General features: G+C 72.6%; 21 protein-coding genes and 1 pseudogene. 10 read left to right on the top strand and 12 right to left on the bottom strand.

All coding sequences use genetic code 11. The features are described from left to right. From B9S57_RS03330 to B9S57_RS03305, 6 genes are all read right to left on the bottom strand, one after another. Window positions 1-1,406: acetyl/propionyl/methylcrotonyl-CoA carboxylase subunit alpha (locus B9S57_RS03330; protein ID WP_103514033.1), on the bottom strand; the 1,406-nt coding region annotated here is incomplete at its 3' end. Between the two features lie 8 nt (window positions 1,407-1,414). After that, window positions 1,415-3,010, bottom strand: coding sequence for an acyl-CoA carboxylase subunit beta (locus B9S57_RS03325; RefSeq protein ID WP_103514032.1), 1,596 nt, complete (start codon window positions 3,008-3,010; stop codon window positions 1,415-1,417). Beyond that, the gene (locus tag B9S57_RS03320; protein ID WP_103514031.1) at window positions 3,007-4,716 is read right to left on the bottom strand and encodes an acyclic terpene utilization AtuA family protein; all 1,710 of its coding nucleotides are present in this window, start codon (window positions 4,714-4,716) and stop codon (window positions 3,007-3,009) included. The genes B9S57_RS03325 and B9S57_RS03320 overlap by 4 nt, the downstream gene beginning before the upstream one ends. After that, the gene (locus B9S57_RS03315) at window positions 4,713-5,519 is read right to left on the bottom strand and encodes a TIGR03084 family metal-binding protein (protein ID WP_103514030.1); all 807 of its coding nucleotides are present in this window, start codon (window positions 5,517-5,519) and stop codon (window positions 4,713-4,715) included. Before B9S57_RS03315 ends, B9S57_RS03320 begins: the two co-directional genes overlap by 4 nt. 405 nt (window positions 5,520-5,924) lie before the next feature. Further along, on the bottom strand, window positions 5,925-6,443 hold the full coding sequence (locus B9S57_RS03310) for a DUF664 domain-containing protein (protein WP_103514029.1): 519 nt from the start codon (window positions 6,441-6,443) through the stop codon (window positions 5,925-5,927). 90 nt (window positions 6,444-6,533) lie between these two features. Then, window positions 6,534-7,493 carry a DMT family transporter gene (locus B9S57_RS03305; protein WP_103514028.1) on the bottom strand — a complete coding sequence of 320 codons (960 nt, stop codon included), beginning with the start codon at window positions 7,491-7,493 and terminating at the stop codon, window positions 6,534-6,536. 141 nt (window positions 7,494-7,634) lie between these two features. Here B9S57_RS03305 and B9S57_RS03300 point away from each other — a divergent pair, with 141 nt between their 5' ends. Continuing rightward, window positions 7,635-8,543, top strand: coding sequence for a LysR family transcriptional regulator (locus B9S57_RS03300; RefSeq protein ID WP_103514027.1), 909 nt, complete (start codon window positions 7,635-7,637; stop codon window positions 8,541-8,543). 82 nt (window positions 8,544-8,625) lie between these two features. On the opposite strand, the gene B9S57_RS03295 is transcribed toward B9S57_RS03300, so the two are convergent. Continuing rightward, window positions 8,626-11,421, bottom strand: a complete 2,796-nt coding sequence (locus tag B9S57_RS03295; protein ID WP_103514026.1) for an FAD-binding and (Fe-S)-binding domain-containing protein — start codon at window positions 11,419-11,421, stop codon at window positions 8,626-8,628. A 164-nt stretch (window positions 11,422-11,585) separates the two neighbouring features. After that, window positions 11,586-13,349, bottom strand: a complete 1,764-nt coding sequence (locus B9S57_RS03290) for an LCP family protein (RefSeq protein ID WP_103514025.1) — start codon at window positions 13,347-13,349, stop codon at window positions 11,586-11,588. A 455-nt stretch (window positions 13,350-13,804) separates the two neighbouring features. On the opposite strand from B9S57_RS03290, the gene B9S57_RS03285 reads away from it, so the two are divergent. The 8 genes and pseudogenes from B9S57_RS03285 to B9S57_RS03250 all read left to right on the top strand — a co-directional run bounded on the left by B9S57_RS03285 (window position 13,805) and on the right by B9S57_RS03250 (window position 20,956). Next, window positions 13,805-15,316, top strand: a complete 1,512-nt coding sequence (locus B9S57_RS03285) for an ATP-binding protein (RefSeq protein ID WP_103514024.1) — start codon at window positions 13,805-13,807, stop codon at window positions 15,314-15,316. Next, window positions 15,313-15,762, top strand: a complete 450-nt coding sequence (locus B9S57_RS03280; protein ID WP_103514023.1) for a roadblock/LC7 domain-containing protein — start codon at window positions 15,313-15,315, stop codon at window positions 15,760-15,762. The genes B9S57_RS03285 and B9S57_RS03280 overlap by 4 nt, the downstream gene beginning before the upstream one ends. Continuing rightward, window positions 15,759-16,130 (top strand): DUF742 domain-containing protein, encoded by a 372-nt coding sequence (locus B9S57_RS03275; protein WP_103514022.1) that lies wholly within the window; start codon window positions 15,759-15,761, stop codon window positions 16,128-16,130. Before B9S57_RS03280 ends, B9S57_RS03275 begins: the two co-directional genes overlap by 4 nt. After that, window positions 16,111-16,764 (top strand): ATP/GTP-binding protein, encoded by a 654-nt coding sequence (locus B9S57_RS03270; RefSeq protein ID WP_103514021.1) that lies wholly within the window; start codon window positions 16,111-16,113, stop codon window positions 16,762-16,764. The genes B9S57_RS03275 and B9S57_RS03270 overlap by 20 nt, the downstream gene beginning before the upstream one ends. An 11-nt stretch (window positions 16,765-16,775) precedes the next feature. Beyond that, window positions 16,776-17,996, top strand: coding sequence for a cytochrome P450 (locus B9S57_RS03265; RefSeq protein ID WP_181011216.1), 1,221 nt, complete (start codon window positions 16,776-16,778; stop codon window positions 17,994-17,996). After that, the gene (locus B9S57_RS03260) at window positions 17,993-19,201 is read left to right on the top strand and encodes a cytochrome P450 (protein WP_103514019.1); all 1,209 of its coding nucleotides are present in this window, start codon (window positions 17,993-17,995) and stop codon (window positions 19,199-19,201) included. The genes B9S57_RS03265 and B9S57_RS03260 overlap by 4 nt, the downstream gene beginning before the upstream one ends. A 127-nt stretch (window positions 19,202-19,328) precedes the next feature. Then, the gene (serC, locus tag B9S57_RS03255) at window positions 19,329-20,447 is read left to right on the top strand and encodes a phosphoserine transaminase (protein ID WP_103514018.1); all 1,119 of its coding nucleotides are present in this window, start codon (window positions 19,329-19,331) and stop codon (window positions 20,445-20,447) included. Between the two features lie 148 nt (window positions 20,448-20,595). Beyond that, window positions 20,596-20,956 (top strand): annotated as a pseudogene (locus B9S57_RS03250) (hypothetical protein). An 83-nt stretch (window positions 20,957-21,039) separates the two neighbouring features. Here B9S57_RS03250 and B9S57_RS03245 read toward each other — a convergent pair. Both B9S57_RS03245 and B9S57_RS03240 read right to left on the bottom strand, forming a co-directional pair. Continuing rightward, window positions 21,040-22,776 (bottom strand): GAF domain-containing SpoIIE family protein phosphatase, encoded by a 1,737-nt coding sequence (locus B9S57_RS03245; RefSeq protein WP_103514017.1) that lies wholly within the window; start codon window positions 22,774-22,776, stop codon window positions 21,040-21,042. Between the two features lie 90 nt (window positions 22,777-22,866). Further along, complete coding sequence (locus B9S57_RS03240) at window positions 22,867-23,430, bottom strand: GNAT family N-acetyltransferase (RefSeq protein ID WP_103514016.1); 564 nt, start codon at window positions 23,428-23,430, stop codon at window positions 22,867-22,869. A gap of 163 nt (window positions 23,431-23,593) precedes the next feature. Between B9S57_RS03240 and B9S57_RS03235 the strand changes: the two genes are divergently transcribed. Next, on the top strand, window positions 23,594-23,998 hold the full coding sequence (locus B9S57_RS03235; RefSeq protein ID WP_103514015.1) for a PPOX class F420-dependent oxidoreductase: 405 nt from the start codon (window positions 23,594-23,596) through the stop codon (window positions 23,996-23,998). Between the two features lie 104 nt (window positions 23,999-24,102). On the opposite strand, the gene B9S57_RS03230 is transcribed toward B9S57_RS03235, so the two are convergent. Both B9S57_RS03230 and B9S57_RS03225 read right to left on the bottom strand, forming a co-directional pair. Then, a complete protein-coding gene (locus B9S57_RS03230; RefSeq protein ID WP_103514014.1) occupies window positions 24,103-24,894 on the bottom strand; it encodes an ABC transporter permease in 792 nt (263 codons plus the stop codon). Continuing rightward, window positions 24,891-25,647 (bottom strand): ATP-binding cassette domain-containing protein (locus B9S57_RS03225; RefSeq protein WP_103514013.1); only part of this gene is annotated, 757 nt, incomplete at its 5' end. The genes B9S57_RS03225 and B9S57_RS03230, both read right to left, overlap by 4 nt.

Here is a 25,647-nt window from a genome sequence, read left to right as displayed (position 1 = left end):
CCGGTGAGGGCCAGGGCGGTGGCGAGCGCGAGCGCGGCGGCGGTGGCGGCGAGACGGCGGGCGGAGTCCGCAGCGGGGCCGTCGGTCGCCGTCAGTGCGGCCAGGTGCCGGTCGTAGAAGCCCGTGTCGAGGCGTCCCCTGGTGAAGTCCGGGTGGCGCAGGGACCGTACCAGCAGCTCGCGGTTGGTGACCGGGCCGTGGATACGGGCGCGTTCGAGGGCGCGGGCGAGGAGACGGACCGCCTCGGCGCGGGTGGGGGCGTGCGCGACGACCTTGGCGAGCATGGGGTCGTAGTGCACCCCGACGGTGTCGCCGCCGGTGTATCCGGTGTCGAGGCGGATGCCCGGTTCGTCCGGCACGTCGAGCGTGAGCAGTGCTCCGGTCTGCGGCTGCCAGTCACGGGCCGGGTCCTCGGCGTAGAGGCGGGCCTCGACGGCGTGCCCGGACGGCTCGGGGGGCGCGGCGGCGGGCAGCGGCCCGCCCTCCGCGATCCGCAGTTGCAGGGCGACGAGATCGAGGCCGAACACCGCCTCCGTGACCGGGTGTTCGACCTGGAGCCGGGTGTTCATCTCCAGGAAGTAGGGGCGGCCTTCCGACGACAGGAGGAACTCGACGGTTCCCGCGCCCCGGTAGCCCACCGCCTGCGCCGCCGCGACGGCCGCGTCACGCAGCCGCCCGCGCAGCGCGTCGTCCAGGCCGGGTGCCGGGGCCTCCTCGACGACCTTCTGGTGCCGTCGCTGGAGGGAGCAGTCACGGGTTCCCAGCGCCCACACCGTGCCCTGCCCGTCCGCCATGACCTGGACCTCGACGTGCCGGCCCCGTTCGACGTACGGCTCGGCGAAGACCTCGCCGTCCCCGAAGGCCCCGGCCGCCTCGGCGGAGGCGGCGGTCAACTCAGATGGCAGCGAGGAGAGTTCCCGGACGATCCGCATCCCCCGGCCGCCGCCGCCCGCCGCCGCCTTCAGCAGCAGGGGGAGGTCGGCGACGGTGGCGGCGTCCGGGTCGACCGGAGCCAGCAGCGGCACACCGGCGGCTGCCATCAGCTCCTTGGCCCTGGTCTTGGAGGCCATCAGCTCGATGGCCTTGACCGGCGGCCCCACCCAGACGAGGCCGGCGTCCTGCACAGCCCGGGCGAAGCCGGCGTTCTCCGAGAGGAAGCCGTACCCCGGGTGCACGGCGTCGGCGCCCGCCGCGAGGGCGGCGGCGACGACGAGGTCGCCTCGGAGATACGTGTCGGCGGGCGCGGCGCCCGGCAGGCGTACGGCGGTGTCGGCCTCCCGTACGTGCAGGGCGCCGGCGTCCGCGTCGGAGTACACGGCGACGGTTGATATGCCCAGCTCACGGCAGGTGCGGAAGATCCGGCAGGCGATCTCGCCCCGGTTGGCGACCAGCAGTGCGGTGATCATCCGATTCCTCACATCCGGAAGACGCCGAAGCCGCGCGCGCCTTCGACCGGTGCCGTATGGATCGCTGACAGGCACATCCCGAGGACGGTCCTGGTGTCGCGCGGGTCGATGACCCCGTCGTCGTACAACCGCCCCGAAAGGAACATCGGCAGCGACTCGGACTCGATCTGCTGCTCCACCATGGCGCGCAGCCCGGCGTCGGCCTCGTCGTCGTAGGGCAGCCCCTTCGCCGCGGAGGAGGCGCGGGCGACGATCGAGAGGACACCCGCGAGCTGCTGGGGTCCCATGACGGCCGACTTGCTGCTGGGCCAGGCGAAGAGGAAGCGGGGGTCGTAGGCCCGGCCGCACATGCCGTAGTGCCCGGCGCCGTAGGAGGCGCCCATCAGGACGGAGAGGTGCGGAACCCTGGAGTTGGACACCGCGTTGATCATCATGGCGCCGTGCTTGATGATGCCGCCCTGCTCGTACTCCTTGCCGACCATGTAGCCGGTGGTGTTGTGCAGGAAGAGCAGGGGGATGTCGCGCTGGTTGGCGAGCTGGATGAACTGCGCGGCCTTCTGCGACTCCTCGCTGAACAGCACGCCCTGCGCGTTGGCGAGGATGCCGACGGGATAGCCGTGCAGGCGTGCCCAGCCGGTGACCAGGCTCGTCCCGTAGAGCGGCTTGAAGGCGTCGAAGTCCGAGCCGTCGACGAGCCGGGCGATGACCTCGCGCGGGTCGAAGGGGACCTTGAGGTCACCGGGGACGATCCCGGTCAGCTCGTCCTCGTCGTACTTCGGCGGCTCGACGGGTCCCGGATCGGGATGCGCCTTGCGCCAGTTGAGCCGGGCGACGATCCGGCGGGCCTGGCGCAGCGCGTCGTGCTCGTCCACGGCGTAGTGGTCGGCGAGTCCGGAGGTGCGGGCGTGCATCTCGGCGCCGCCGAGCGACTCGTCGTCGCTCTCCTCGCCCGTGGCCATCTTCACCAGCGGCGGGCCGCCGAGGAACACCTTGGACCGCTCCTTGATCATCACGGTGTGGTCGGACATGCCGGGGACGTACGCCCCGCCCGCCGTGGAGTTGCCGAACACGACCGCCACCGTGGGGATTCCGGCGGCCGAGAGCCTGGTGAGGTCACGGAAGAGGGACCCTCCGGGGATGAAGATCTCCTTCTGCGAGGGCAGGTCCGCGCCTCCGGACTCCACGAGCGAGATGCAGGGCAGCCGGTTGGCGAAGGCGATCTCGTTGGCGCGCAGGGCCTTCTTCAGGGTCCAGGGGTTGGAGGCGCCGCCGCGCACGGTCGGGTCGTTGGCGGTGATCAGGCACTCCACGCCCTCGATCACCCCGATCCCGGTGACGAGCGAGGCTCCGGTCGCGTAGTCGCTGCCCCAGGCGGCGAGCGGGGACAGCTCCAGGAAGGGGGTGTCCGGGTCGACCAGCAGCTCGATCCGCTCACGGGCGAGGAGCTTGCCCCGCGCCCGATGGCGTGCCACGTACTTCTCGCCGCCGCCCGCCAGGGCCTTGGCGTGCTCGCTGTCCAGCTCGGCGAGCTTCTCGAGCATGGCCTCCCGGTGGGCGGCGTACTCGGGGCCCGCGGTGTCGAGCGCGGTGGGCAGGACGGTCATGCGTGCGCCTCCGGTTCGTCCTCGTCGAGCAGATGCAGGGGAACGGCGACGTGCCGGGACCGCAGCCACTCCCCCACCGCCTTGGCCTGCGGGTCGAAGCGCGCCTGCGCGGCGACGCCTTCGCCGAGAAGGCCGTGGACGGTGAAGTTGAGCGCCCGCAGCCGGGGCAGGACATGGCGTACGACGGTGAGTTCCGCCGTCTCGGGCAGCAGCTCCCTGAAGCGGTCGACGGTCAGTTCGTGGGCCAGCCACCGCCAGGCGTCGTCACCGCGCACCCACACGCCGACGTTGGCGTCCCCGCCCTTGTCGCCGCTGCGGGCCCCCGCGACGGCTCCGAGGGGCGCGGTGCGGGTGGGGCCGGCGGGCAGCGGCTCGGGCAGGTCCGGCTCATCCACCTCCGCGAGCTCCGCGTACGGTCCCGCCGCCGGGACGCTCTCCCGGGACCCGTCGGGCAGCACGGCGACGTGCTCGACCTCGCCGGCCGGTGTGTACGCGGCCTCGAACACGCCGTACGGCGCGCCCTTCCCGGGCGGGGCGGTCACATGGAAGCCCGGGTAGCTGCCGAGGGCGAGCTCGACGGCGGCCCCGGACACCGCGCGGCCGACAGCGTCCGCGTCCGGGTCGCGCACGACGAGCCGGAGCAGGGCGCTCGCGGTCTCCTCGGTGGCGGCGTCGGCCCGGTCGGTGCGCACGAGGTCCCAGCGCACCTCGGCGGGCTCGGAGCCGGCACGGTCCAGGGCGTCGGCGAACTGGTCCCGCACGAGGCGGGACTTGGCGTCGATGTCGAGGCCCGTCAGCACGAAGACGACCTCGTTGCGCCACCCGCCGAGCCGGGTCAGCCCGACCTTCAGCGTGGGCGGCGGGGCTTCACCGCGTACGCCGCTGATCCGCACCCGGTCGGGCCCGTCCGGTGCCAGGGTCACGGTGTCGAGCCGGGCGGTGACATCGGGTCCCGCGTAGCGGGCGCCGCCGGTCTCGTACAGCAGCTGCGCGGTGACGGTTCCGGTGTCGACGACCCCGCCGGTGCCGTCGTGCTTGGTGATGACGCTGCTGCCGTCCTCGTGGATCTCGGCGAGCGGGAAGCCGGGGCGGCGGACGTCGTGGTCGCCGAAGAAGGCGTAGTTGCCTCCGGTGGCCTGGGTGCCGCACTCCAGGACGTGGCCGGCGACGACGGCTCCGGCGAGGGCGTCGTGGTCGCCTGGTCCCCAGCCGAAGTGGGCGGCGGCGGGTCCGGTGACGAGGGCGGCGTCGGTGACCCGGCCGGTGACCACGATGTCGGCCCCGGCGCGGAGGCAGGCGGCGATGCCTCCGCCTCCGAGGTAGGCGTTGGCGGTGAGGTGGCCGTCGGGCACGGGGCGACTGTCGCCCTCGACGTGGGCGACGCGCACGGGCACGCCGGTGCGGTCCGCGAGCTCCCGTACGGCGTCGGCGAGTCCGGCCGGATTCAGCCCGCCGGCGTTGGTGACGATCTTCACGCCCCGCTCGTGGGCGAGCCCCAGGCTCTCCTCCAGCTGCCGCAGGAACGTCGTGGCGTAGCCGCGCTTCGGGTCCTTGAGCCGGCTCCGGCCGAGGATCAGCATGGTGAGTTCGGCGAGGTAGTCCCCGGTGAGGACGTCCAGCGGGCCGCCGGTGAGCATCTCGCGCACGGCGTCGAAGCGGTCGCCGTAGAAGCCGGACGCGTTGCCGATGCGCAGAGGCCGGGTCATCGGTCCGCCTTCGGGGGGCGTCCGGCGCCGGCGGGTCCGGCGAAGGCCTGCGCGATGTCCAGCCACCGCCGGGCGTCCGGGCCCACCGCCTCGACGGCGAGGTCGTCGCGGTGGGCGCGCTGGGTGACGAGCAGGCAGAAGTCGAGGAGCGGACCGGTGACCCGCTGGGCTGCGCCCTCGGGGCCGTACACGGTCGACCCGCCGTCCTCGGCACGGAGTTCCACCCGGAACTGCTCGGCGGGCGGTTGCTCGCCACGGACGAAGTAGGCGTAGTCCCGGGCCCGTACGCCGATCCTGGCGACGTGCCGCAGCCGGGCGGTGGGCTTCCTGGTCACGCCGAGCGCGTCGGCGACGTCCTGGCCGTGCGCCCAGGTCTCCATCAGCCGGGCGGTCGCCATCGAGGCGAGGCTCATGGGCGGCCCGTACCAGGGCAGTTTCGTCCCGTCGGGAGCCGCGCGCAGGACCTCCTGCAGCCGGGCCCGTCCGGCCCGCCACTCCACGAGCAGCGCCTGGGGCGTCAGGGCGGTGACGGCCTCCTCGGCCGCCTCGTCGACGAAGGTCCCGGGGGCGGCCAGGGCCCTGTCGACCTCGGCGGCGAAGGCGTCCGGCTCGGTGGCGGCGACCAGGGCCACCTCGTCGGTCCAGTTGAGGTGGGCGATCTGGTGGGCGACGGTCCACCCCTGGGCAGGGGTCTCCACGGTCCACTCGTGCGCGCTCAACCCCGCTACCAGCAGGTCGAGTTCGTCGCTCTCCTCACGCAGGTCGTCGAGCACGGCGGCGGTCACGGCCGATGCGTCGGGCACGGTGCGCTCCCCTCGGGGCGTGGCGGTGTGCCCCGGAGCATGCCAGCGCCCCGCAAAACAAGCAAGCGTGCTTGCATGATTCTATCGGGGCCGCATCCACGCCTTCCGGTCGCGCGTCGCACGCCCCGCCGAGACGCGCGTCAGCCGGCCCGGTGGCCGGGGACGGAGGGCCGGCGCACTGCCCCCCGGCCTGACCGCCTTCCGGATCCTTCCGGTCGACGGCTGACCCACACCCCGCTCCTACTCCGCGCGGTCGCCCTCGGCCTGGGAGGGGGTGTGGGAGTACAGCCCGGCGTACTCATCGGTCTCCTTGACGGCTCCCATGCGCGGGCCTCCTTCCTTCGCTCCCTTCCATCGTGCTCCTCACGCCCGCGCCCGGCACGGTGACGCCGCCCGGGGCCCGCGTCACTGCCCCTTCGACGCCGCCTCGGCCATCCTCGCCGTGGTGCTGGCACCGTCCAGCGCCTCGCGGATGATGTCGGCGTGACCGCTGTGGTGGGCGATCTCGCGGAAGACGTGCCACAGGACGCGGCGGACGGTCCAGACGTCCGGCTCCGGGGGTGACCAGGGATACGAGGGCAGCGTGACCTCGCGGTCGAGGTCGGCCTCCTCGCGAACCGTACGGTCGAAGTCGGCCGCCGCCGTGTGGAAGGCCTCCAGCAGCCCGGGCACCGTCTCGCCGTCGGTCATCCGGTTGCCGTCGGGGTCGAGGTCCGCCCAGTCCACCTTCGCGGGGGCGGTGCCCTCGACGACGTCGAGCCAGCTGCGCTGCACGAGTCCGAGGTGCTTCAGGAGTCCGCCGAGGGTCAGCTCGCTGACCGTCGTCCGGGCGCGGGCCCCGGCGTCGTCGAGTTCCGCGACGGTGTAGAGGAAGTTGGTGCGCTGATCGGTCACGAGCGCCAGCAGATCGTCGCGTTCCGGCATGTGTTCCTCCAGGTCGGCCGTCGTCGCGACCACCCTAGGATCGGACGCCAGGACGCGCAGTCGGAACGGACAAGTCCAGGAGTGGCGGGCTCAGCGTTTCCGGGAGGCCCGCCCCTGGCTGCGCACCGCGCCCATGCTCGCCCCGATGACCAGGGCGATGGCCAGGGCGTCCGTCGAGGAGAGGGCCTGGTCGAGGATGAGGAAGCCGGCCGTGGCGGCGATGGCCGGTTCGAGGCTCATCAGGATCGCGAAGGTGGAGGCGGGCAGCCTGCGCAGGGCCATCAGTTCCAGGGTGTACGGAAGGACCGAGCTGAGCAGCGCCACGGCGATCCCCAGGCCCAGCGTGGAAGGGACGAGCAGCTTCGAGCCGGCCTCCATGATGCCCAGGGGCAGCGAGAGCGCCGCCGCCACGACCATGGCCAGGGCCAGGCCGTCCGCCTGCGGGAAGCGACGGCCCGTGCGGGCGCTGAAGACGATGTACGCCGCCCACATGGCGCCCGCGCCCAGGGCGTACGCCGCCCCGGCCGGGTCCAGGCGGTCGAAGCCGCCGCCGCTGAGCAGGACGACACCTCCGAGCGCCAGCACCGCCCAGACGAGGTTGACCAGGCGACGGGAGGCGAAGACGGACAAGGCCAGCGGCCCCAGCACCTCCAGGGTGACGGCCGCGCCCAGCGGGATGCGGTCGGCCGCCTGGTAGAAGAGCGTGTTCATCCCGCCCATGGCGACGCCGAAGGCGACCACGGTGCCCCAGTCCGCACGCGAGTGCCCGCGCAGCTTCGGCCGGCAGACGATCAGCAGGATGAGCGCCGCCGCCGCGAGACGGAGCGTGACCACACCGAGCGCACCGGCCCGCGGCATCAGCAGGACGGCGATCGCCGCACCGAACTGGACGGAGAGCCCTCCCGCCACCACCAGCGCGACCGGGCCGAGTGCGGCTCGGCGGGCGCCGGGACGGCCCGGCCGGCCGTGGCCGGGCTCGTCGAGCGCGGACACCGCCTCGGGGACGGAGACGGCTGCGGCCGGCTCTGCGGCTGCGCGCGGGTCGTTCACCGGGAACCCTTCCATCAGTTCAGTGGAATGCACTAGGAGGTATACGGTACGGCACTGACCGACAGCCGCTCACGTCCTCACCGTAGAGACCGGCGAGCCTCCCGTGAAATGCCCATTGCGCTCCCGTTATGCTCCGGGCGCATGAGCACTGGACAGGGCGCCGACCACGGTGGACGCGGGATCGAGATCCGGCACCTGCGGGCCTTCCTGGCCATCGCCGACGAGGGCAGCGTCACCCGCGCGGCCGGCCGGCTCGGGGTCACCCAGCCCGTCGTCTCCCGCACGCTCGCCTCGCTCGAAGGGCATCTGGGCGTCCGGCTCGTCGACCGCTCCACCCATCACCTCGCCCTCACCCCGGAGGGCGTCACCTTCCGCGACAAGGCCGCCGTCGCGGTCGGCGCCTTCGAGGAGGCCCTCGACCCCGGCCGGCTGAGCCACCGGCCGCTGCGGCTCGGGCACGCCTGGTCCGCGTTCGGCCCGTACACCACCCCGCTGCTGCGGACCTGGCAGCAGCGCCACCCCAGGACCCCGCTCGAACTGCTCCGTATCGACGACCGCACGGCGGGCCTCGCCCGGGGCGAGGTGGACGCCGCGCTGCTGCGGGGCCCCGTGGACACCCCGGGGCTCGTCACCGAGGTGCTGTTCACGGAGGGCCGGGTGGCCGCCGTCGCCGCCGACGGCCCGCTGGCAGCCCGCGCCTCGCTGTCCCTGGCCGACCTGACCGGCGGCGCGGTCGTCCTGAACACCGTCTCCGGGGCGACCACGCTCGATCTCTGGCCCCCGCACCACCGGCCGGCGGCCACCGTCACCGTCGCCAACACCGACGACTGGCTCACCGCGATCGCTGCGGGACGGGGCAGTGGGGTGTCGGGCGCCTCCACCACCGGGATGCACCCGCACGCCGGTGTCGTGTACGTGCCGCTGGACGACGCACCGCCGCTGCCCGTCCTGCTGGCCCGCCGGGACGGTCCCGGCCATCCGGCGCTGCCCCATCTGGTGGCGCTGGCACGGGAGATCGTGGCGCTCGGCTCCCCCGGGCACCGGACCTGACCACCGCCCGGCGACGGCCGGGCGGGATTCCGGCGGCCACGACGTGCTCCGCCTGCCGGACAGCGCGCTGCACCGACGGCCCTCAGCCCTCCGGGGCCAGCCCCTCCGCCAGTCCCTCCGCCAGCACCTCGGCGAGGTGCCTGGCCCGGCGTCCACCCAGCTGGTCCAGCTGGGTGCGGCACGAGAAGCCGTCGGCCAGCACCTCCGTGCCGGGCCCGGCCGCCCGCACGGAGGGCAGGAGCTGGTCCTCCGCGCAGGCCACGGAGACGTCCCAGTGCCCCTTCTCGAAGCCGAAGTTGCCCGCCAGTCCGCAGCAGCCGCCGCTCAGCTCACCGGACAGCCCCGCCTTCTCACGGAGCCTGCGCTCGGCGGCGTCGCCGAGCACGGCGTGCTGGTGGCAGTGGGTCTGGCCGGCGACCGGGCGGTCCAGGCGGGGCGGGGTCCACTCGGGGACGTCCTCCTGAAGGTACTGGGCCAGGGTGCGGACGGACGCGGCGAGCGCGGCGGCGCGCGGGTCACCGGGGAGGAGTTCCGGCAGGTCCGTACGGAGGGTGGCGGCGCAGCTCGGCTCCAGGACGACGAGCGGTTCGCCGAGGAGCGGGCCCATCCGGTCCAGGGTCCGCCGCATGACGGAGCGGGCCGCGTCGAGGCGGCCCGTCGTCACGTAGGTGAGGCCGCAGCAGACACCGGGGGCGGGCAGCACCGGCGTCCGTCCCGCCGACTCCAGCACCCGGACCGCCGCCCGGCCGACCTCGGGCGAGAGGTGGTCGGTGAAGGTGTCCGGCCAGAGCACGACGGGCGGCCCGGCCGCCGGGGCCGGGCGGCTCCGCGCCCATGCCCTGAGCGTCTGCCGTGCCAGGACCGGGAGTCTCCGGCGCGGTTCGATGCCGCCGAGCCGCTTGGCCAGGGCGGCGAGCGGACCGGTCCGGGCCAGGGCGTTGACGACGCCCGCGAAGGGCGCCGCCGCCCGCAGCCACCGGGGCAGCCCGCCCATCGCGTAGTGCGCGGCGGGGCGCAGCCGGCCCCGGTAGTGGTGGTGGAGGAACTCCGCCTTGTACGTGGCCATGTCGACGCCCACGGGGCAGTCGCTGCGGCAGCCCTTGCAGGACACGCACAGGTCGAGCGCGTCGCGTACCTCCGTGGAGCGCCAGCCGTCCGTGATCACCTCGCCCGCGAGCATCTCGTGGAGCAGCCGGGCGCGCCCCCGGGTGGAGTGCTCCTCCTCGCCGGTCGCACGGAACGACGGGCACATCACGTCCGGGCCCGCCTTCTCCGTACGGCACTTGGCGACGCCGACGCAGCGGCTGACGGCGGCCGAGAAGTCGCCGCCGTCGTGGGGGTAGCCGAAGGCGACGTCCACGGGGCGGCTCGGCAGCACGGCGAAGCGGAGGTTCTCGTCGAGCCGTGCGGGGCGGGCGAGGATGCCGGGGTTGAGGCCGCCGTCCGGGTCCCAGAGGTCCTTGAAGCGCGTGAACAGGCCGACCATCTCGTCGCCGTACATCCGGGGCAGCAGCTCGGCCCGTGCCTGCCCGTCGCCGTGTTCGCCGCTGAGCGATCCGCCGTGCCCGACGACGAGGGCGGCCTGGTCCTCGGAGAAGCGGCGGAAGCGGGCCACTCCTTGCTCGGTCCGCAGGTCGAAGTCGATGCGTACGTGGATGCAGCCGTCGCCGAAGTGCCCGTACGGCGTGCCGCGCAGGCCGTGTTCGGCGAGCAGGGCGCGGAAGTCGCGGAGGTAGGGGCCGAGGCGCGCGGGCGGTACGGCACAGTCCTCCCAGCCGGGCCACGCCTCGCTGCCGTCGGGCATCCGCGTCGCGGTACCGGCGGCGTCCTCGCGGACGCGCCACAGGGTCCGCATCGTGGCGGGGTCGGTGACGACGGTGCCGTCCAGGGTGTCGGCGGCGCGCGCGATCCGGGCCGCCCGGTCGCGGGCCTCGGCGGGGGTGTCGCCTCCCGTCTCGACGAACAGCCAGGCGGCGCCGCGCGGCAGCCCGGCCGGTTCGCGTACGAGGTCGGCGGCCATGCCCTCGACGGTGAGCGGCCCGTACGGGAGGAGGCCGGGGGCGGCTTCGGCTGCGGCCGCCTCGTCGGCGTACCCGAGGACGGCGAGCGCGCGGGCGCGGGGCGTCTCGACGAGGCTCACGGTCGCCTCGGTGACCACGGCGAGCGTGCCCTCGCTGCCGCAGAGGGCGCGGGCGGGGTCCGGGCCGCGCTCGGGGAGCAGCGCGTCCAGTGCGTATCCGGAGATGCGGCGCGGGAGTTCGGGGAAACCGGTGCGCAGGAGGGCGAGGTGGGCGCCCGCGAAGTCGTGGAGACCGGGTGGTGCGTCGGGCAGGCCACGGCCCAGGTGCAGGGTCTCGCCTCCGCCGTAGCGCAGGACGCGCAGGCTCCGGATGTTGTCGGCGGTGGTGCCCCAGGCCACGGAGTGCGCGCCGCAGGAGTTGTTGCCGATCATCCCGCCGAGCGTGCAGCGGCTGTGGGTGGAGGGGTCGGGCCCGAAGGTCAGCCCGTGCGGGGCGGCGGCGGCACGCAGGTCGTCCAGGACGACGCCGGGCTGGACGACGGCGGTCCGGGAGGCGGGGTTCAGATCCAGGATCCGCCGCATGTGGCGGGCGAGGTCCAGGACGACGCCGGTGCCGGTGGCCTGGCCGGCGATGGAGGTGCCCCCGCCCCGGGGGACGACCGGCGTGGCGTGCTCCCGGCAGACCCGGAGCGTCTCGGCGATGTCCTCCGCGTCCCGGGGGGCCACGACCGCGTGCGGGACCCTGCGGTAGTTGGACGCGTCCATCGTCGTGAGTGCGCGGGCCCTCGCGTCGGACTCCACGTCGCCGTGGACGGCCCGGGCCAGGGCTCGGGTGAGGTCGGTGTGCGGGGTGGCCATGCGGCCAGCATGCCGTGTCCGGACGGTGGCCGTGGGAAGGGCGACGCGACACGGGCCCCGGGCCCGCGGCCCGTCTCCGGTCCCTCTCCTGCTCGCTCCTGCCGGCGACCGGACGGCCCCCGGCCCCGGGAGGGGCAGGGGCCGGGGGTCGGCAGGGCCGGCGGCTACTTCGCGCAGACCGCCTTGTCCGCCTCCACGCGCTGGATGTCCTCCGGCGCCTTGCTCGGGGCCGAGAGCGGGCTGCCCGCCTCCGTGAAGTCCGGCCCGAGGGTCAGCTCCATCGGGTCCATCTCGCCCGCGTCCGTCGTCGTCGGCTTGAGGGCCGAGGCCGAGAGGCCCATCATGTCGGCCAGCCGACGGGCCTGGTCCGCCTGGTTGGGGGCGTAGACGAGCTGGGTCTTCTTCACGTCCTCGTCCGCGTTGGCCTGGTTCGTGGACTTGAGGACATCCTTTTCGTTCTGCAGCCAGTCCAGGGCGTTCTGGGCGGAGCCGGCGGGGGCGCCGCCGTTGTAGACGTCGACCCGGACGTCGGCCGGGTCGGCCATCTCACCCTTGAGCTTGGCGGCCTCCTCGGCCTTCGCCTTGGCCTTCTCCTGCTTCTCCACGGCGGTGAAGGAGACGTCGTCGCGCATCATCGAGAAGACCTGCGGAGCCTTGGACCTGTCGAGGATGACGGTGGCCTTGTCGTCCGGGTTGTCGAGGACCGGGACCGTGGTGAACGTGATGTTCTTCGGGTCGACGGAGGCCAGCTCCATGCCCAGCTTGCGGAGCTGGTTGATGTCGGCGATCTTGTCGTCGACGGTGAGCGCCTTGGTGGCGGCCTCGGCGAGCGAGAACATCTTGGTGGGGCTCGTGAGGGTGTCGTTCGACTTCAGCTTGCGCATCAGCGAGCCGAGGAACTGCTGCTGGATCTCGATGCGGCTCAGGTCGCTGCCGAAGCCGACGGAGTGCCGGGTGCGCAGGAAGGCCAGGGCCTGCTCGCCCTCGATGGTGTGCTCGCCCTTGGACAGCTTGAGGTGCGAGTCCTTGTCGTCGATGTCCTTGGCGAGGCAGACGTCCACGCCGCCGACGGCGCTCGTCAGGCTCTTCACCGCGTTGAAGTCGGCGACCATGAAGTGGTCGACCTTCAGGCCGGTCAGTTCGGTGACGGTCCGCATGGTGCAGCTGGGGGTGCGGTCGGACTGTCCGAGGCTGGTGTTGAAGCGCCCGCCGGCGGTCGCCGGGATGTCCTTCTCGGTGCCGTCCTCCAGCTGGGTCGGACAGTCCGGGATATCCGTTATCAGGTCGCGCGGGATGCTCAGCGCCGTGGCGTTCGTGCGGTCCTTGGAGACATGGAAAAGGATGTTGGTGTCGGCGTGGCCGACACTCCCCGCGTCCCCGTAGCCCTCGTTGCCCTTGCCGGTCCGCTTGTCGGTCCCGATCACGAGGACGTTGATCGCCCGGTCCTTGCTGAAGCCACCGGTGCCGGCCCCGTCGGTGGAGACGGAGGTGATGTTGCCGTTGAAGTGCTCGTAGAGGAGATAGCCGGCGGTACCGACGCCCACCATCAGGAAGGCGAGGACCCCACCGGTCCAGACCAGGGCCTTCTTCTTGCCGGACTTCTTGGGCTTCGCCTTGCGCCGCCCGGCCGCCGGCGCTGCCGCCCGGCTCCCCTGCCTGCGCGTCTCGTCGCGGTCCCCGCGTCCGCCGCCGGATCCCCGGCGCCCGCTCCGCTGGCCGGGCACGGAGGCGCGGTCGCCCTCGGGCGCGGCCTCCGGCTTCGAGCGGCGGCGGGGTCCCGGCGTCCTGGCATCGGATCCGCCGGCCGCAGCACTCGATCGCCCTGAGGAAGGGGTCAGTCGCAGTTCGTAATCGCCGGTGTCAGGGTTGAGTACCCACTGGTCTGCGGGGTCGATGCCCTCGTCCCGCCCACGGCCTTGCGCGTCCACGGTTGCCTGCGTCCTCCGTCGGGGCCACGCGCGGCGCCTCCCCCTTCAAGGCGCGCGGTGATTCGTCACGGCAGTGTCGACCTGGCAGGTCGGCTGCACCGGAGCGCTCACATTAGCTGGCCACCGGCCCACGAGCGACGAGCGTGACAAATCAAGCTTCACACAGGGGGCATAACGCCACATAGGCCACGACTCACCCGCCCGCCCCGCCGGTTGACACGCGAATCGGCGACCGCGGCGCACCCGCCGAAGTCACTTCGAGCCAGATTTCATACAGAAGTGGCCACAAGGAATCCCCAAACAAGTCGCCAATTCTCCTATAGTTGCCGTGACTTGATCAGGAACAATCAGCTCCAGTTGTGGCCCTTTCGCCATCACCACACCGATTCATCCTGATTGCCCCATCCGCCACACCTGTCCCCTTCCTCCCGCACCGTCCGCCCCGAGGACTCCGATTGCGCCCTTCACTCCGGCCGACCGCACTCGCCCTGCTGATATCGGCAGCCGTTACCGGTGCTCTGTGCCTGTGGGCCGTCGCCGCCGCTCCCGTCCCGGTACGTACCCCGCTCGCCTGGGGGGCGGGCGCCGCCGCCCTGCTGGTGTGCGTGGCGGTGACCGTCACGGTCCACACGCTCGCCACCGCCCGGAATCTGCGCGCGCTGCGGGCCGCCGACTCCGAACGCTTCACCGCCGAGACCTCGCGGCTCGTCTCCACCTCCGCCGCCGAGGCGCAGCGCTTCACCGCCGAGACCGCCCGGATCAGATCGGCCGCCTCCGCCGAGGCCGCCCGGGCCACCGCCGAGGCGGACGACCGGGTCGCCCGGGTCACCGCCGAGGCCGCCGAGCAGCACGAGCGGCTCACCACGGAGACGGCACGGCTCACGGCCCGCGCCCGGCGCAGCGAGAGCGAGCGTTCCGCGGCGGTCTCCGCGTGCGCCAACGCCGCGGGGCGGATGCAGGCCCTGGCCACGAGCATGCTGGCGGACCTCCGCGAGATGGAGCACCGGCACACCGCCGAGGACGTGCTCGGCGACCTGCTGCACCTGGACCACCGCACGGCCCAGGCGGGCCGTCTCGCCGACTCCATCGCCGTGCTGACCGGTGCGCGCTCCGGCCGCCGCTGGGCCAAGCCGATCGTGATGGAGTCGATCCTGCGCGGCGCGATGGGCCGCATCGGCGGCTACCAGCGCATCCGGCTCCACTCGACCAGCGATGTGGCCATCGCGGGCCACGCCGCCGAGGGCGTCATGCACGCCCTGGCGGAACTCCTTGACAACGCTGCCAACTTCTCGCCGCCCACGGCCGAGGTGCACGTGTACGTCGAGGAGGTCCCGGCAGGGATCGTCGTCACGGTCGAGGACAGCGGCCTGGTGATGAGTGACGTGCAGCTGCGGCGCGCCGAGCGGGCCGTGTCCGCCGACAACCAGGACCTCACGGGTATCTCCGGCACCCGACTGGGTCTCGCCGTCGTCGGCCGGCTGGCCAGGAAGCACGGTCTCACCGTCTCCTTCCGGCCGTCGGCGCGCGGCGGCACGGGCGCGCTGATGATGCTGCCGCAGGAGCTCATCTCCCGTACGCCCACTCCCCTCCCCGAGCCCGTGCAGGAGCCCGCCGGGCGCCCCGAGCCTGAACCGGACCACGCGACTCCGGTCGCGCGCGACGGCGCCGCAGCGGCCGCCTCCCCCGAGGCCACGTCGCGGGCCGACGAGGAGCCCCGCAGCCCGGAGGCGGAGTCGGAGGCCCAGTCCACCGGTGCCGTCCCCCAGTTCGGTGAGAGCGGCCTGCCCAAGCGCCGCCGTGGCCGCACCCTGGCCGCCGCCGAAGCCCGTACAGGCAATGCCGTCCCCGGCGGAGCCGAGTCCCCCCGGCCCCGTACCACCGACGCGAAGGTCCAGGCTGCCCGCTTCAGCACCTTCAGCCAGGCGGTACGAGCCAATTCACCGCACCCGGAAGGCAACACCCGATGAGCGCGACCACCGACGAGAAGCTCAACTGGCTGCTGGAGGGGCTGCTCGACCGCACGCCCGGCGCCCGGCACGCCCTCGTCCTGTCCCGGGACGGCCTGAAGCTGTGCCGTACCCCCGAACTCTCCGTCGACCAGGCCGACCAGCTGGCCGCGATCTCCGCCGGCATCCAGAGCCTGTCGCACGGCGCGTCGATCGAGTTCGGTGACGGCACGGGCGGCGTGCGGTCCGCGATGACGGAGTTCTACGGCGGCGTGCTCTTCATCGTCGAGGCGGGCGCCGGCGCCCATCTGGCGGTCGTGGCCGCGGAGGACTCCGACGTCGGCCTGGTCGGCCACAACATGAGCGAACTCGTCGAGCAGCTCGGCGAGTACCTCGTGGCCCCGCCCCGTGACCCCGCGGGGTCCGGTGACACGGCGGCCACGGCCGCGGAAACCGCGGACGTATGACGCCGGTCCCGCGCCCCCGCCCCGGACGCGACGACGACCCGGACCGGCTGTACACCCTCACGGGTGGCCGCAGCCGGTCCGACTCGGCCGCGTTCGACCTGGTGACACTCGTCGTCGCCGAGTGCGAACCGAGCCCCGGGATGCAGTCGGAGCACGTCGCGATCCTGCGGATGTGCGACAGCCCCACCGCGGTCGTCGAGATCTCGGCCACCCTGAATCTGCCCGTCAGCATCGTCCGCATCATGCTGTGCGACCTGCTCGACACCGGCCGGATCAGCGCCCGCCACCCCCGTACTGCCCGTGTCGAGGACCGGTTCCCCGACACCGACACCCTGGAACAGGTGCTCGTTGGACTCCGCAACCTCTGACCGTGCCGCCCTGCAGGCGACGGCCGACAACGGACTGAAGATCGTCGTTGTCGGCGGCTTCGGGGTCGGCAAGACCACCATGGTCCGATCCGTGAGCGAGATCCGTCCGCTCAACACGGAAGAGACCATGACCCGCGCGGGCGAGGCCGTCGACGACCTCGACGGCGTGCACTCCAAGTCGTCCACCACGGTCGCCTTCGACTTCGGCCGCATCACGCTCGACGCGCGATCGGTCCTCTACCTCTTCGGCGCGCCCGGACAGGAACGCTTCTGGTTCCTGTGGGACCGCCTCTTCTCCGGCACCCTGGGCGCCGTCGTGCTCGTCGACACCCGACGGCTCGCTGACTCCTGGTACGCGATCGACCGGCTGGAGCACCACGGCACGCCGTTCATCGTCGCGTGCAACGACTTCGGCGGGCCGCTCCACACCGAGCAGCAGATCCGCGAGGCCCTCGACCTGTCCCCCGACGTCCCGCTCGTGGAGTGCGACGCCCGGGACCGCTCCTCCAGCAAGTACGTCCTGATCACGCTGGTCGAGCACCTCCACGCGCTCTCCGTGGCCCGCGCGAAGGGCGCCGAAGCGGCGCTCGCGGGCGGCCAGGGCGCCGCGCTGACCCCGGAGCCGACACTGTGACCACGTGCCCCATGTCCGAGGGCTCGATCCCGCTGTCCGGGCCGAGATTCCAGACGGACCCCGTGCAGCTCTACCGGGAGATGCGCCGCGACCAAGGGGCCGTGGCCCCCGTCGTGCTCGACGGCGACGTGCCCGCGTGGCTGATCCTCGGCTACCGCGAACTGCACCAGGTCACCAACGACCCGGTGCTCTTCAGCCGCGACTCGGATCTGTGGAGCCAGTGGGAGCACATCCCGGACGACTGGCCCCTGCTGCCGATGATCGGGCGCAAGCAGCCGTCGATCCTCTACACGGTCGGTGAGCGGCACACCGTCCGGGCGGCCATGATCAGCAACGCGCTGGAGGCCGTCGACCCCTTCGCGCTCAAGAGGTACGCCGAGGAGTTCGCCGACGACCTCATCGACCGCTTCTGCTCCACGGGCCGCACCGACATCATCGCCGAGTACGCGATGCTGCTCCCGGCCCGCGTCCTCGCCAAGCTCTACGGCTTCAGCGACGAGGTCGGCGGCCCTCTCGTGGGCGCGCTCAACGACATGATCGACGGCCGCGAGCGCGCGCTGGCCGGACAGCAGCACCTGGGCGGCGCCATGTTCCAGCTCCTCGCCGACAAGCACGCCGAGCCCGGCGAGGACGTCGCGACGCGGATGCTCCAGGACCCGGGCGGCTTCACCGACGAGGAGGTCGCCCAGGACCTCATGGTGATGATGGCCGCGGGCCACCAGCCGACCGCCGACTGGATCGGCAACTCGCTGCGGCTGATGCTGACCGACGACCGCTTCGCCGCATCGCTGTCCGGCGGCCGGCACAGTGTCGGCGAAGCCATGAACGAGGTGCTCTGGGAGGACACGCCCACCCAGAACGTGGCGGGCCGCTGGGCCTCCCGCGACACCCACCTCGGCGGACGCCACATCCGCGCCGGTGACCTGCTGCTCCTCGGCATCGCCGCCGCCAACGGCGACCCGCAGGTGCGCACCGACGGCTCCGCGCTGACCGGCGGCAACAACGCCTTCCTCTCCTTCGGCCACGGCGAGCACCGCTGCCCGTTCCCCGCCCAGGAGACCGCTGAGGTCATCGCCCGTACGGGGATCGAGGTGCTCCTGGACCGGCTCCCGGACGTGGACCTCGCCGTCCCCGCCGAAAAGCTGACCCGGCGTCCGTCCCCGTGGCTGCGCGGGCTGACGGACCTGCCGGTGCACTTCACGCCCACCCCCGCACTTGGAGGCCAGAAATGACCCGGATCGCCCTCGATCCCTTCGTCGCCGACCTCGACGCCGAGAGCGCCGCGCTGCGTGCCGCCGGCCCGCTGGCCGAGGTGGAGCTCCCCGGAGGGGTCCACTGCTACGCGGTGACGCATCACGCGGAGGCACGCCAACTGCTCACGGACAGCCGCGTGGTGAAGGACATCAACGTCTGGAACGCCTGGCAGCGGGGCGAGATCCCCATGGACTGGCCGCTGATCGGCCTCGCCAATCCGGGCCGTTCCATGCTGACGGTGGACGGCGCCGACCACCGCCGGCTGCGCACCCTCGTCGCCCAGGCGCTGACGGTGAAGCGGGTGGAGCGGCTGCGGTCCGGCATCGAGGCGCTGACGAACGCCTCCCTGGACAAGCTGGCGGCACACCCCAAGGGCGAGAGCGTCGACCTGAAGGCGGAGTTCGCCTACCCGCTGCCGATGAACGTCATCAGCGAGCTGATGGGCGTGGACGCGGCCGACCACCCCCGGCTCAAGGAGCTGTTCGAGAAGTTCTTCTCGACCCAGACCCCGCCGGAGGAGGTCCCGCAGATGATGGCGGACCTCGGCACCCTCTTCACGAAGATCGTCGACGACAAGCGGGCGAACCCGGGCGACGACCTGACCAGCGCGCTGATCTCGGCGTCCGAGGGCGGCGACCACCTCACCGACGAGGAGATCGTCAACACGCTGCAGCTGATCATCGCGGCCGGTCACGAGACGACGATCAGCCTGGTCGTCAATGTCGTCGAGGCGCTCCAGACCCACCCAGAGCAGCGCAGGCGCGTGCTGAACGGCGAGGTGCCCTGGGAGAACGTCATCGAGGAGACGCTGCGCTGGAACACCCCGACCTCGCACGTCCTGATCCGCTTCGCGACCGAGGACATCGAGGTCGGCGACAAGATCCTGCCCAAGGGCGAGGGCCTGCTCATCTCCTTCGGCGCGCTGGGCCGCGACGAGAAGCAGTACGGGCCCACCGCCGGTGAGTTCGACATCACCCGCTCCCCCAACCGCCACATCGCCTTCGGTCACGGCCCGCACGTCTGCCCGGGCGCCGCACTGTCCCGGCTGGAGGCGGGGGTCGCCCTGCCCGCGCTGTACGAGCGCTTCCCCGACCTGGATCTCGCGGTACCGGCCTCCGAGCTGCGGAACAAGCCGATCGTGACGCAGAACGACCTGTACGAGCTCCCGGTCGACCTGGGCTGATCCGCGCCCCGCGCCCCGCCCGCGGATCGTGGACGGCCCGCACCACGGCCGTCCACGGTCCGGAGCCCGTGTCTCACCGGACGGACACGGTCCCCGGCCGCTTCCGGGAGGGACTACGCTCCGCACCGTGGCTGACATCCAGATTCCCGCTGACCTCAAGCCCGCCGACGGACGTTTCGGCGCCGGGCCCTCCAAGGTGCGGACGGAGGCGGTCGACGCACTGGCCGCGACCGGCACCTCCCTTCTCGGTACGTCCCACCGCCAGGCCCCGGTCAAGAACCTGGTCGGCGAGGTGCGTGACGGCGTACGCAGCCTCTTCTCCCTCCCCGAGGGATACGAGGTCGTCCTGGGCAACGGCGGCTCCACCGCCTTCTGGGACGTCGCGACGCACGGGCTGATCGAGTCGAAGTCCCAGCACCTGAACTTCGGTGAGTTCTCGTCGAAGTTCGCGAAGGCCGCCAAGCTCGCCCCCTGGCTGGCCGACCCGACCGTCATCGCCTCGGACCCGGGCACCCACCCGGACCCGAAGGCCGAGGCGGGCGTCGACGTCTACGCCTTCACCCACAACGAGACCTCCACCGGTGTCGCGGCCCCGGTCAAGCGGGTCGCGGGCGCCGACGAGGGCTCCCTCGTCCTGGTGGACGCCACCTCCGGCGCGGGCGGCCTGCCGGTCGACATCACCGAGACGGACGTCTACTACTTCGCCCCGCAGAAGTCCTTCGCCTCCGACGGCGGCCTGTGGATCGGTGTCTTCTCCCCGGCGGCCCTGGAGCGCGCGGCGCGCGTCCACGCCTCGGGCCGGCACGTCCCGGAGTTCTTCTCGCTGCCCACCGCGATCGACAACTCCCTGAAGAACCAGACGTACAACACCCCTGCGCTGGCCACCCTCTTCCTGCTGAACGAGCAGCTGAAGTGGATGAACACCCAGGGCGGCCTGGACTTCACGACCGGCCGCACGGCCGCGTCCTCGCAGCACCTGTACGGCTGGGCCGAGGAGTCCAAGTACGCCACCCCGTTCGTCACCGACCCGGCGAAGCGCTCGCAGGTCATCGGCACGATCGACTTCGAGGACGGCATCGACGCGGCGGCCGTCGCCAAGGTGCTGCGCGCCAACGGCATCGTCGACACGGAGCCGTACCGCAAGCTGGGCCGCAACCAGCTGCGCGTCGCGATGTTCCCGGCGATCGACCCGGCGGACGTCCAGGCACTGACCGCCTGCATCGACCACGTGATCGACAAGCTCTGACGGTCACCCGTCCGGAACGGCCCTGCTCACCCGGTGAGCAGGGCCGTTCCTGCTTCACTCGCCCGGGTGACGGACCGGACTCACGACGGACAGCGGTCCAGCGCCCTACGATGATGCTCTCGACACCAGCCGTCCCAGGAGGCCCGCAATGTCTGCAGCAGCAGTCGAGCACCCCTGTGACGATGAGCCGGAACCGATGCTCGTGACGGCGAACCGTCTCACCGAGCAGCTTCCGGGGCATCGCGTCGAGGTCATCGGAGGCGTCATCAGCGTGGCCCCACCCCCGGACGGCCCGCAAAGCACCTGATCGAGAACGACTGCTACGACCCCGCCTGCTTCCGCCTGGTCCTGGAGGTCACCTCCGGGACCAGGCCGAGCCGCTGGCCGCCGGGTACGACCGGCACGAGGTGTACGCCCCCGGGCAGGAGGCCCCGCTCCCCGCCTCCGTCGGCGCCGAGGTCGTCCTCGACGTCGCCGAGCTGGTGCGGGCGGGCCGCCCCACGCGCTGAGACGCGGGGTCGCCACCGTTCGCCCATGACTCGTCCTGTGGCTCACGTCCCGGTGTCCTGAGTCCCGGCGGCCTCCGCCACGGTCACTGTCCGGCTCCCGTGACGCGGACGACGAGGACCGCCACGTCGTCGCGCTGCGGGGCGTCCGCCAGTCCCTGCGAGAGCGCCTCCAGGAGCTGCGGCAGGGGCTCCTCGCCATGTGCGGCAAGGACGGAGGCCGTCTGCAGGATGGTCGCGTCGATGTCGTCGTCCCGGCGTTCGACCAGGCCGTCGGTGTACAGCAGGAGCACGCTGCCCAGGGGGAGCGCGTGCGTGTGGTCGTGGCGGGGGAGGCCGCTGGGGGCGGCGAGCAGGAGGAGGTCGTGTTCGCCCAGGACGCGGACACGACCGTCGGGCGTGCGCAGCAGGGGCGGAGGGTGTCCGGCGTTGGACCAGGTCAGCCGCCACCGGCCGTCGTCCGGGTCGAGCCGGGCGTGCACGGCCGTGGCGCCGGGGCCGAGGGGCAGCGCGTCGAAGGCGGCGTCGACCGAGGCCAGGGCGCCCGCGGGTGAGTACACGGGATGGCCGAGGGTGGCCTGGCGGAGCATGCTGCGGACCTGGCCCATCACGGCCGCGGCCTGGATGTCGTGGCCGATGATGTCCCCGATGGACAGCATCAGCGCCGGCCGAGGGGTGGCCGGCGGCTCCGGCAGGACGTAGGCGTCGTACCAGTCGCCGCCCACCATGTCCTGGTCGGTGGCCGGCAGGTAGAGGGCGGACATCTCCAGGCCCGGCACGGCCGGCAGGTCCGTCAGCATCGCGGCCTGCAGCTGTTCGGCGGTGGAGAGCCGGTTCTCCACGAACAGCGTGCGTTCCACCGCCTGGCTCACGTATCCGGCCACCGCGGTGAGGGCCGCCTCCTCCGTCACCGCCAGGACGTGGCGCTCGGGCCAGCACCACATCAGTACGCCCCGGCTGCCCGGCAGCGGTACGCAGAGCACGGAGCTGAGCCCCAGGGCGTCGTATCCGGCCACGGCCTCGGGGCTGAATCCGTGCACGAGTGCCCCGTGGTCCGGGACGAAGACGGTGCGCTGCTCGCGCATGGCCCGGGTGCTGGGGAAGCCCGCGTCCAGGTCCAGGCGCTCGATGGCGGCCTCCACCGGCTTCAGGTCGTCCGGGTCGACCACCCTCCACAGCCCCCGGCCGTCCGCGAGCATCAGACCCACGAAGGACGGGTCGAAGGGGCCGTGGAACAGGCGGCGCAGCCGACGGGTGAGGTCCGTGAGGTCACGGGAGTGGGCCAGTTCGACGGAGGCGCGCAGCAGCAGGTCCGCGTGGTCACGGTCCTGCCGGAGCTGCTCGGTCGCGATCCGCATGCGCAGTTCCACCGAGCAGGCCGCCGTGAGGTCGCCGAGGTCCTGCATCTCGTCCGCCGTCCACTTCCGCGGCTTGTGGTCGATGGCGCACAGGGAGCCAAGGACGTGCCCGTCGGCGTCGGTCAGCGGCATCCCGGCGTACGCGATCACCCGGAGGTCGGGGATGGCCAGGCTGCCGCAGGTGCGCGGGTGCACCCGGGTGTCCTCCAGGATCAGCGGGCGGCCGTCGACCACGACGTGCTGGCAGAAGGAGTGGCTGAGCGGGGTCTGGCGCCGCCCGGCCCAGGGCTCGGCCAGTCCGACCATGCCGGGGAAGACCTGCCGGTCGGCCTCCAGCAGCGAGACCAGCGACACCGGGACACGCAGGAACCGGGCGACGAGCCTCGCGAACCGGTCCATGCCGGGATCGGCCGCCGCCGTGAGCCCCGCGAGCCGCAGGGCTTCCAACCTCCCCAGTTCGCCCACCCCAGGGCCTCCGTAGGTCGCTCGGCAGGAGCCGCGGCGTCATGCACCGCGTACTGACGAAGGTATAAGACAATTCCCGCCATGTCGTGATCAGAGCCGGCGCCCAGGGTCCGCCGACCCCGCCGTTCCGGCCTCCTGGGCCCTGGGGTGGGCGGACCGCCGCCAGCGCACCTCGCCGTCCACACGCTCACCCGTGGGCCGGAGCCCCGCGGCGGCGGCCACGGCGGCGGAGGCCGCGTGGTCCGGGTGGATGTGGGCCACGACGGTACGGACCGCTCCCCGCTCCAGCAGGTGCCGCACCAGACCCGTCGCCGCCTCCTTCGCGTATCCCCTTCCCTGCCACCGGGTCCCGACCACCCAGGCCACCTCCGCCCGGGTCCCCCGCACGGTGGCCTGCACGTACCCGGCCAGGTAGCCGTCGGCCCGCAGCCGGAGCACCCAGTTCCACCAGAGCTCGGCGGGGTCGGGCGAGCCGGCGCCCTGGCGCTCGTAGCGGGCACGCAGGGCGCCTACGTCCTCCGGGGCTCCCCCCGTGTAGGTGTGGAGCGCGGGATCGAAGAGGACGGTGGCCATCTCCTCCGCGTGCGCGACGTCGAGCGGGATCGCGTCGAGGCGGGAGGTGGAGAAGGGCTCGGGGGCGCCGTTGACCTGCATGGACGGGAGCCTACGCGCGGGTCGACGGCTGAGCCGCCGGAATCCTGGGGCCGGTGCACCAGGTCGCGCCCCGCCGCCACGGCTTCGCGGCCCGCGCGCGGCAAGGGCCGGGAAAATCCACCGAAATGCCCGGATGGGCCATATTTAATGCACCATGGAATACATGGAGACGATCCGTGAGCTGGAGCCGTTCGTGAAGCAGTACACCGTCCTGCTCAGCAGCCGCAGGCCGGACGGATCAGCTGCCCGTACGCCCGTCAGCATCGCCGTCGAAGGCGACCATGCCTACATCCGCACCTTCTCCTCGGCCTGGAAGGTCGACCGGATGCGCAACCACCCGGTGGTGGAGATCGCGCCGTGCACCGTCCGGGGCGCGCCGACAGGACCGCCAGTGAAGGCCTGGGCCCGCCTCCTTCAGCAGGACTCGAAGGAGAACACCCACGCCGCCCGGACCCTTTCCCGGAAGTATCCGGCGCTCCAGGGTGTGGCCGTCCCGCTCACCCACCGGCTGAAGCGCGACCGGACGCTCCACTACGAGCTGCGACCGGTCACCGACAACGACTTCTGAACGGGGTCGGCGGGGTCACGGCACTCCCCAGCACTCCTCGCAGGCGAACGGGCGGCGTACACCGACGGGTCGTCGGGGTACGCCGCCCTCGGGACGCCGATGCGCTACTTCGGGTCGTCGCTGAACTTCGAGGTCGACCAGTGGTAGCCGAGGACGGTCAGGCCGATGGACCAGGCGAGGGCGAGCCATCCGCTGTGGCCGATCTCGGTGCCCAGGAGCAGTCCTCGGAGGGTCTCGATGGCGGGGGTGAAGGGCTGGTACTCGGCGATGGGCTGGAACCAGCCGGGCATCGCGTCGATCGGTGTGAAGGCGCTGGAGACGAGGGGGAGGAGGATCAGCGGCATCGCGCTGTTGCTGGCCGCCTCCGCGTTCGGGCCGGCCATCCCCATCCCGACCGCGATCCAGGTGAGGGCCAGGGCGAAGAGGGCGAGCAGCCCGAAGGCGGCCAGCCACTCCAGGAGGGTGGCGTCCACGGAGCGGAAGCCGATGGCCGCGCCGACCGCGCCGACGAGGACGACGCTGGCGACGGACTGCAGGACGCTGCCGACGACGTGCCCGATCAGCACCGACCCGCGGTGGATGGCCATGGTCCGGAAGCGGGCGATGATGCCCTCGGACATATCCATGGCGACGGACACCGCGGCCCCGACGACGGTGGAGCCGATGGTCATGAGCAGGATGCCCGGGAGGATGTAGGCGATGTAGTCGGAGCGGTCGGCGTCGCCGCCGCCGATCCCCGCGCTCATGACGTCGCCGAAGACGTAGACGAAGAGCAGCAGGAGCATGACCGGGGTGAGCAGCAGGTTCAGCGTGAGTGACGGGTAGCGGCGGGCGTGCAGGAGGTTGCGGCGCAGCATCGTGGACGAGTCGCGCACGGCGAGGGACACAGCACTCATCGGACGGTCTCCTTCGGCTGGTTCGGCTGGTCGGTGGTGCTGGTCAGGGCGAAGAAGACGTCGTCGAGGTCGGGGGTGTGCACGGTCAGTTCGTCGGCCTCGATGCCGGCGGTGTCCAGTCGGTCGAGGACGGAGCGCAGGTCGCGCTGGCTGCCGTCGCTGGGGATCTGCAGGGTCAGGGACTCGTCGGTGGGGGTCTCCCCGCTCGAGCGGGGCCGGGTGAGGGGGAGGGTGACCTCGCCCAGGGCTTCGGCGGCGGAGCGGTAGGCGGCCGGGTCGGTGAAGCGGAGCCGGACGTGCCCGCCGGGGATCAGCCGCTTGAGCTCGTCGGCGGTTCCCTCCGCGGCGATCCGGCCGTCGTGGAGCACGGCGATACGGTCGGCGAGTTCGTCCGCCTCCTCGAGGTACTGGGTGGTCAGGAAGACGGTCACACCGTCCGTGACGAGCTCGCGGATGATGCCCCACATGGTGTGGCGCGAGCGCGGGTCGAGGCCGGTGGTCGGCTCGTCGAGGAAGATGATCCGGGGGCCGCCGACCAGCGTCATCGCGATGTCCAGGCGCCGCTTCATGCCACCGGAGTAGCTCGCGGCCGGCTTCTTCGCCGCCTCCGCCAGATCGAAGCGCTCCAGGAGTTCGGCGGTCACGCGCCGCCCCTGGCTCCTGGACAGGTGATGCAGGTCCGCCATGAGGAGCATGTTCTCCTCACCCGTGATCAGCCCGTCCACGGCCGAGAACTGCCCGGTCACACCGATC

Source organism: Streptomyces sp. SM10 (assembly GCF_002910915.1).
In the GTDB taxonomy this organism is placed as follows: domain Bacteria; phylum Actinomycetota; class Actinomycetes; order Streptomycetales; family Streptomycetaceae; genus Streptomyces.
Note: the sequence above shows the minus strand (reverse complement) of the source record. Positions and strands in the feature narration are given on the sequence as shown.

Bases quoted from the DNA above. Each gene is read 5' to 3' on its own strand.
- B9S57_RS03325 (WP_103514032.1), bottom strand. From the start codon at position 3,010: ATGACCGTCCTGCCCACCGCGCTCGACACCGCGGGCCCCGAGTACGCC.
- B9S57_RS03320 (WP_103514031.1), bottom strand. From the start codon at position 4,716: ATGACCCGGCCTCTGCGCATCGGCAACGCGTCCGGCTTCTACGGCGAC.
- B9S57_RS03310 (WP_103514029.1), bottom strand. From the start codon at position 6,443: ATGCCGGAACGCGACGATCTGCTGGCGCTCGTGACCGATCAGCGCACC.
- B9S57_RS03300 (WP_103514027.1), top strand. From the start codon at position 7,635: ATGAGCACTGGACAGGGCGCCGACCACGGTGGACGCGGGATCGAGATC.
- B9S57_RS03295 (WP_103514026.1), bottom strand. From the start codon at position 11,421: ATGGCCACCCCGCACACCGACCTCACCCGAGCCCTGGCCCGGGCCGTC.
- B9S57_RS03280 (WP_103514023.1), top strand. From the start codon at position 15,313: ATGAGCGCGACCACCGACGAGAAGCTCAACTGGCTGCTGGAGGGGCTG.
- B9S57_RS03275 (WP_103514022.1), top strand. From the start codon at position 15,759: ATGACGCCGGTCCCGCGCCCCCGCCCCGGACGCGACGACGACCCGGAC.
- B9S57_RS03265 (WP_181011216.1), top strand. From the start codon at position 16,776: ATGTCCGAGGGCTCGATCCCGCTGTCCGGGCCGAGATTCCAGACGGAC.
- B9S57_RS03260 (WP_103514019.1), top strand. From the start codon at position 17,993: ATGACCCGGATCGCCCTCGATCCCTTCGTCGCCGACCTCGACGCCGAG.
- B9S57_RS03240 (WP_103514016.1), bottom strand. From the start codon at position 23,430: ATGCAGGTCAACGGCGCCCCCGAGCCCTTCTCCACCTCCCGCCTCGAC.
- B9S57_RS03235 (WP_103514015.1), top strand. From the start codon at position 23,594: ATGGAGACGATCCGTGAGCTGGAGCCGTTCGTGAAGCAGTACACCGTC.
- B9S57_RS03230 (WP_103514014.1), bottom strand. From the start codon at position 24,894: ATGAGTGCTGTGTCCCTCGCCGTGCGCGACTCGTCCACGATGCTGCGC.